Consider the following 7,202-nt stretch of genomic DNA (forward strand, 5'->3'; position numbering starts at 1 on the left):
GTATGATTATGGCAGGTGAGCATTTCTGCGGCGAAAGACCTTTCCATACCGTTTATATACATGGGACTGTTCGAGATAAGCTCGGTAGAAAAATGTCGAAATCCCTCGGTAACGGTATTGACCCGCTCGATGTGGTGAAGCTTTACGGCAGGGATGCACTCAGATTCACGCTGCTTTCTCAGGCTGCTGCTGGTCAAGACCTGTTTATCGACATGAAGTCGTTCGAGATAGGGCGGAATTTCACGAATAAGGTGTGGAACGCGAGCCGACTTATACTTATGAGCATAGGTGATGAACGATTTAAGGTTGAAGAGCTTAAGGCTCCGAGCCCAAAGACGCTTGCAGACAGGTGGATTCTTTCCCGACTCGCCACTGCGGTTAGGGAAGTTAACGAGGCGTACGAGCAATTTAGATTGGACGAGGTGGTTTCGACTATTCACAGGTTTTTCTGGCGCGAGCTCTGCGATTGGTTTCTTGAGGCAGCCAAACTTCGAATAAAGGAGGACAGGGACGAAAAAATTCTAACATTAACTGTGTTTGAGACTGTGCTACGACTCATGCATCCGATTCTGCCTTACTTAACTGAAGAGCTTTGGCACAGATTGGGAGAGAATGTGGTTGAGGGGTTGATTCCGGACGATAAGCCAACGATAATGCTTGCTGAATATCCCGATTTCAAGCAGTTCGAAAAATTCGTTGACAGCAAAGCAGAAGTTGACTTCGAGAAAGTAAAGGAGCTGATAATCGCAGCCAGAAACATAAAAGCCAATATGGGTATAGGAACTAAAAAGGTCGGAGAAATATTGCTTATACCCAAAGGTGATGACGAAAGGAGAATTTTTGAAGGCCAGCAAGAACTTATAGTATTCCTTGCTCGGGTGAATGGTGCGAAAACGATTTATGATAAGCCTGATGCCAAATGTGGTATTGCTGCAACCGAGCTCGGAGAAATGTTCATACCTCTTGAGGGTATTGTTGATGTGGAAAAGGAGGTAGCAAGAATTGAAAAGGAAATAGTGCAATTAGAGAAGATAATAGAAGCGAGCGAGAGAAAACTTGCAAATAAGGATTTTATAAAGAAAGCGCCAAAAGATGTGGTCGAGGCTGAAATAAAGAAAAAAGAACAATTTGAGGAAAAATTAAAAATTCTTCGTGCTCAACTTGAATCGATAAAATAAATTTGTTGCTATTTTTTTTGATTAAACTATTTTATTTTTTAAATTGTAAAATCCAACGAAAAAAGGAGGTATGATGATGCGGCATTCTGTAAAGCTTGTTTTGGTTGTTTTGGCAGTTGCGGTTCTTATTGCTGGCTGCGGTCCAAAGCCTAATGTTCTGGGCAAGGCAGGCAAATATCAGATCACAGTTGAGGACCTCGACAAACTTATAGGTCCAAGAGCATTCAGGTCGTATGAGGACGAGCTAAATGTTAAGAAACAAGCTGTCCAGCGTGCTCTGGAAGAGAAACTTATATTAACCGCAGCTTATAATGAACGCTATGACACACTTCCCGAGATAAAGCAGTTCGTTGAAAGCAACAAGAAAAGCCGCCTTCTTCAGGCTCTTTACGACATAGAAATAGTTAAAAAGGCGAAGGACATACCTGAGGACGAGGTAAAATCCGCCTACGAGATGATGAAAGAGGAAATAAATGCTGCGCATATTCTTGTGGATTCCAAGGAGTTAGCTGATTCTATTTACAAAATGCTTAAGAATGGCGCCTCATTCGAAGAACTTGCCGCTAAATACTCGCTCGATAGAGCAACCAAAGACCGCGGTGGTGACCTCGGCTGGTTCACCGCTTTCACTATGGACCCTGACTTTGAAAAAGCTGCTTTCGCGCTTAATCCCGGACAGTTCTCGGAGCCGGTGAAAACGAGGTTTGGATGGCACATAATAATGGTTAAAGGTAAGAGGAAAAATCCAAACCTGAAATCTTTTGAGGAAGAGAAGGAGAGAATAACTGACCTCTTGCGTAGAAAGAAGCAAAGAGAACTCGTAGACAAGTTCCTTGAGAATTTGAAGAATGAGGCTAACATACAATTTAACCCCGATGCAGTAAAAATTGTTCTTCGTGAGCTCTCGACGCTTCCGCCACCAGAAAAGTATATGCAACCCAATGCTCCACAGCCGAAGGGACCTCAGTATACTGATGAGGAAAAATCGATGAAATTGTGCACATGGAAAGGCGGTTCATGGACTATCGCACAATTTGATTCCGCTTTCAACACTATTCCGCCCTTCAGACGAGGGAAGTATACCAACGAGGATGAGCTTAGAGACCTTGTTTTCGCCATGTTGCAGCCCACATTACTCGAGCAGAAGGCACTTGAAATGGGTGTGGACAAGTCTGAGGAGTATAACGACTACCTGAAAAGAGACCTCGAAAGAAGAATGATCGACATCTACAAGCGGAAGATAATGGATGTGAACATCACCGATGAAATGGTCAGGAAATACTATGAGGAGAATAAAGATTCGTTCATGACCCCAGCCACCATAAAGGCTATCGAGATTCAGGTAGCGACAGAGGACGAGGCCAAGAAACTTATCGATAGAATAAAGAAGGGCGAGGACGCCAAGGAATTAGCGAAGAAATACACATTAAGGACATATGTTAAGGACCGGGGAGGAGAACTCGAGCTTACCGAAAGGCGCTATCCCGAGCTATACAGAGCGGCACAGCAAATCAATCCGGGCGATGTGTATCCTGCTCCTATTCCGTTCCAGGGCAAATACTCTGTGATAAAGGTTATAGAAAAGATTCCGCCTCAGCCAAGACCATTTGAGCGCGTTGCAAGAATAGCAAGAAGCAGATTGCGCGTAAAGCTCAGAAACAAGGCATACAAGGATTGGATCGAAAAAGCTAAGAAGAAGTATGGTTTCAAAATCTATGAGAAAAACATAGCGAAAACCATCGATAAAAGTAAATACGAGGGCAAAGAAGAGGAAAAAGCTAAGACACCGGCAAGCTGAATCGTTGGTTAGTAGTTGGTAGTGAGAGTGAGGGCATCCTCTTGTGGGATGCCCTTTTTTAATCGTTTGCGCAGTTTGTCAAACGAGATATCTTTAAATTAATGAGGTATTTGATATACACATTAACCATTATTCTTGCTGTTTCGGCATTTATCGGATGTGGCAAGTCAGAGCGCAAGGTAGCAAAGGCTGATTCAAAAACCTTAACTGTCTACGAATTTGTGGAGCAGGTTCCGAAGGAATACCGCGGTAAGATTTCGAAGGAGCAATGGATAAAAATTGCTCATGATTGGATTGATGAACAGCTTCTGGCGTTGTTCGCGGAAAGGAAAGGTGCTGACTCTGACGACGAGGTTAGGCGACGACTCGATGAGGCAAGACGCCACATTTTGATAGATTACCTTCGACAGAAAGTTTTGAGCGCGCAGATAGAAATAACACCTGAGATGATCAACGAATATTATGAATCCCACAAAAGCGATTATATCCGTGAATCGGATGAGATTAAGGCACTCTATATAAGCGTGGACAACAAAAGTTATGCTGACTCTGTCAAAAAAGCCTTGAAATCTGGAGCAAGCTTTTGCGAGGTTGCCAGAAGATTTTCGAGTTCGTATTCCCCAAGGGATAGTTGTTATATAGGATGGTTCACGAGGAATGACCTTTTGCCTGAACTCGTTAAGCCTGTTTTTAATGCTAATGTCGGAGATGTAGTTGGTCCCGTCAAAGCGCAGGGAAACTATCATTTCTTCATGATTCTGGAAAAGAAAAAGGAAGGTACTTTGAGGCCTCTGGATGAGGTAAGGTCGGAAATAAGAAACCAGCTTTTCACTCTCAAGCTTAACGAGAGATTGACCAAAATCGTAGATTCGCTTCGAACATCAAGCGATATAGCGGTAGATACCGCTTTAATAGATTCCATAGCAAACTCGTTCAAATGAGCGATGATTTAAGAAAAATAGAGGTGGGCGAGAAAATCCTTGGATTTTTCGTTATCAGGAAAATTGAACAACGGGTGAAGGAGGGACAACATTATCTATCACTTGAAGTTGGTAACTCGTCAGGCAGAATAAACGGCACATACTGGGGAGACGACGCACAAGAACTATATAAGATGCTTTCTCAAGGAAGCGTGGTAAAGATTATGGGCGAAGGCATGGAATATGGTGGTAAGAGCTGGCTTTCCATTCAGAAAATAAGATTGGCTGAACCTAACGAAGTAGAAATAGAACAACTGCTGCCCAAGGGGCGGTATTCTTCTGATGTGTTATGGAAACAAGTAGAAAAATACATAAACTTACTTGAGGACGAGTGGCTGAAGAAGCTTGCTACTTCGATATTTTCTGACGGCGAATTTAGAGATAAGTTTTTGACATATCCCGCTGCAAAACTGTGGCATGGTGCGTATTTGGGCGGTCTTGCGGAGCACACACTAAGGGTAACGGCGGTCTGCAAAAAAGTCAGCGAATTTTATTCTCCGTGCAGGCGTGACCTTCTCATTTGTGGAGCACTACTTCACGACATTGGCAAGGTCGATGAGCTGAGTATTGCGGGCTTTTTCGATTATTCTGTTAAAGGCAGATTGCTTGGTCATACAGTGCTTGGTGTGATGAGGGTGGTAGAAAGTGCATCCAGGATTGATGGCTTTCCTGACGAGTTGCTCGACGAGGTAGTCCACATGATTTTATCCCATCACGGCGATGCAGAACGCGGAGCTGCGATAAGGCCTATGACTATTGAAGCTATTATTCTTCATCATGCAGACTTACTTGATTCCCAGGCTGCTGGTGTGGAGCATATCATCGAGAAGGAATTACCTAAGGGTAAGCAGTTCTCAAAGTATATAAATCTTTTGAATAGATTTATTTATCTTGATGGGTACAGGAATGACACCAATGAATGAATACGAGACTCAGCAAGAGGTCATAAAAATATCGTTTCCCCAGTTTCAGCGTAGAAAAAAGATAACGCTTAATTTGATTCTTTTTGTGATAACGCTTTTCACCACGACCTTCGCGGGCGCTATGATGGAAGGAGCTGGGCGCACGGGGATTTTGTGGTACATTTCGGGTTTAAAGTTTTCGTTGCCACTCATGCTGATTCTTGGCATTCACGAAACCGGACATTATCTCGCTGCAAAATATCACAATATCCGTGCTACCTTGCCGTATTTCATTCCTGCACCCACTTTGATAGGAACATTCGGTGCGTTTATAAAAATTAAAGAACCTATAAAGTACCGCGATACTCTTATGGATGTTGGTGCAGCGGGACCTTTGGCTGGTTTTTTCGCTGCACTGCCTATACTTTTCTGGGGTGTTTGGCACTCAAAGATAGTAATGATAACAAAACCTGCGGTAGGATTGCGATTGGGTGGTTCAATAATTCTTGTCGCGGTTGTAAAAGCTATTCACGGGACAATACCATCCGGGTATGACCTACAGCTTTCGGCGCCTGCTTTCGCAGCATGGTTGGGGCTTTTCGTGACATCGCTTAATTTGCTCCCTATAGGTCAGCTCGATGGTGGACATATAATGTATGCTTTACTTGGCGATGAAAAGGCTAATGTGGTTTCGAAAATAGTTTTTTTCTCGCTTCTTCCGCTCGGCATATTTTGGCCCGGCTGGATAATATGGGCATTTTTATTGTACTTCGTTCTCGGGCTAAAACACCCACCAATAATTTATCCGAGCATGTCGCTTGACTGGCGTAGGAAATTTTTAGGGTGGTTTTGTATATTTATTTTCATAATAACATTCACGCCTGTGCCATTTGGGTGATAAATATACGTTAAAATCGCTTTTTCATTTACTTATTGAACATTCCCTTGTCTCCTATATCTTATCTATATAGGAGGCACCAATGGAAAAACTATCTCTACGACAGGTTCCACAGTTACGGCAAATTCTAACGCCTAAGCTCATTCAAACGCTAAAGCTTTTGATGTTGCCCAAACTTGATCTTATTCAGAAACTCAATGAAGAGCTTCAGGAAAATCCTTTGCTCGAGGTTGTTGACCCACCGATAGTAGACGATAAACCAAATCCAAAAATAGATGAGCAACTCGACCAATGGCGAAAATTTCTCGATGGGCTGTCTCTTGCTGGTGCTCAGCTTGGTTTTGACGAGCAGGATGATACCACTGACCCATTGGCGATAGCAAAGTATGAGAAGTCAACCTACGAGGACCTTATGGAGCAACTCATGCTTGCAGCGACCGACGAGAAAACGAAAATAATCGGCGAATTCATAATAGGAAATCTTGATGAAAGGGGTTTCCTACCCCTCACAATCGAGGAGATAAAAAATGAATTGAAGAAACAGGGATACGAGTTCACGGATGATGATGTAAGGCGGGCGTTAAAAGTCGTTCAATCCCTTTCACCGCCGGGGATAGCGGCACAAGATTTGAGGGAGTGTTTGCTGATTCAGCTAAAAGACCTTGGGCTTGAGGATTCTGTGGCGTTCAAGCTTGTCAGAGATCACTTCGATGAGTTAAAAACTAAGCCTTTATCGCACCTTGCCAAATCGCTTGGTGTTGATGAAGAGGAAATAGCTGCGGCGAAAGAAATTCTCTCGCATCTTTCTTTTTCGCCTGCTGAAGGGCGCGAGACAAAAGTTGTGCACATCGAGCCTGACCTTATTGTTGCTAAAGACGACCGTGGTGAATGGCAGATTATCTACAACGACCAAGGTATCCCTGAGTTGACGATAAATAGCCGATACAAGGAGCTTCTTAATAAATCGAGTGAGCTATCGGACGAAGCGAAGGAGTTCTTGCTCAAAAAGCTTGAGTCGGCGCGCTGGTGGATTGATGCACTAAGACAGCGAAGGAATACGCTTATTGCCACAATGCGCGCGATACTTCATTTTCAGCGCGAATTTTTCGAAGCTGGGCCAGAAAACCTGAAACCGCTGACGATGGAGAAGGTAGCGGAGTATGTCGGGGTTCATCCTGCCACGATTTCAAGAATCGTGAGGAATAAGTATGTTCTTACTCCATATGGTACATTTCCTCTAAGAAAGTTTTTTGTTGGCGGGATTAAATCTCATTCTGGCGACATGGTTGCTACGGATACGGTCAAAAGGAGAATAAAAGAACTTATCGAATCGGAAAACAAGCATTTCCCGCTTTCGGACGAGCGGATAGCACAGATTCTTAATTCTGAGGGCATAAATATTGCTCGGAGGACCGTTGCGAAGTATCGTCAGCAAATGGGCATACC

At 43.5% G+C, this 7,202-nt stretch carries 6 protein-coding genes; all 6 read left to right on the forward strand.

Features of this window, described 5'->3' with window-relative positions; genetic code table 11:
• The coding region (locus tag J7J62_05710; protein MCD6124650.1) for a class I tRNA ligase family protein at positions 1 to 1,178 on the forward strand (1,178 nt) is incomplete at its 5' end.
• A gap of 73 nt (positions 1,179 to 1,251) precedes the next feature.
• Positions 1,252 to 2,976, forward strand: a complete 1,725-nt coding sequence (locus J7J62_05715; protein ID MCD6124651.1) for a peptidylprolyl isomerase — start codon at positions 1,252 to 1,254, stop codon at positions 2,974 to 2,976.
• Between the two features lie 101 nt (positions 2,977 to 3,077).
• On the forward strand, positions 3,078 to 3,917 hold the full coding sequence (locus J7J62_05720) for a peptidyl-prolyl cis-trans isomerase (protein MCD6124652.1): 840 nt from the start codon (positions 3,078 to 3,080) through the stop codon (positions 3,915 to 3,917).
• Positions 3,914 to 4,879, forward strand: coding sequence for an HD domain-containing protein (locus tag J7J62_05725; GenBank protein ID MCD6124653.1), 966 nt, complete (start codon positions 3,914 to 3,916; stop codon positions 4,877 to 4,879). Before J7J62_05720 ends, J7J62_05725 begins: the two co-directional genes overlap by 4 nt.
• A complete protein-coding gene (locus J7J62_05730) occupies positions 4,872 to 5,756 on the forward strand; it encodes a site-2 protease family protein (GenBank protein ID MCD6124654.1) in 885 nt (294 codons plus the stop codon). Before J7J62_05725 ends, J7J62_05730 begins: the two co-directional genes overlap by 8 nt.
• 82 nt (positions 5,757 to 5,838) lie before the next feature.
• A partial coding sequence (gene rpoN, locus J7J62_05735) for an RNA polymerase factor sigma-54 (GenBank protein MCD6124655.1) occupies positions 5,839 to 7,202 on the forward strand: 1,364 nt, incomplete at its 3' end.

Source organism: bacterium (assembly GCA_021159335.1).
In the GTDB taxonomy this organism is placed as follows: Bacteria; UBP14; UBA6098; order B30-G16; family B30-G16; genus JAGGRZ01.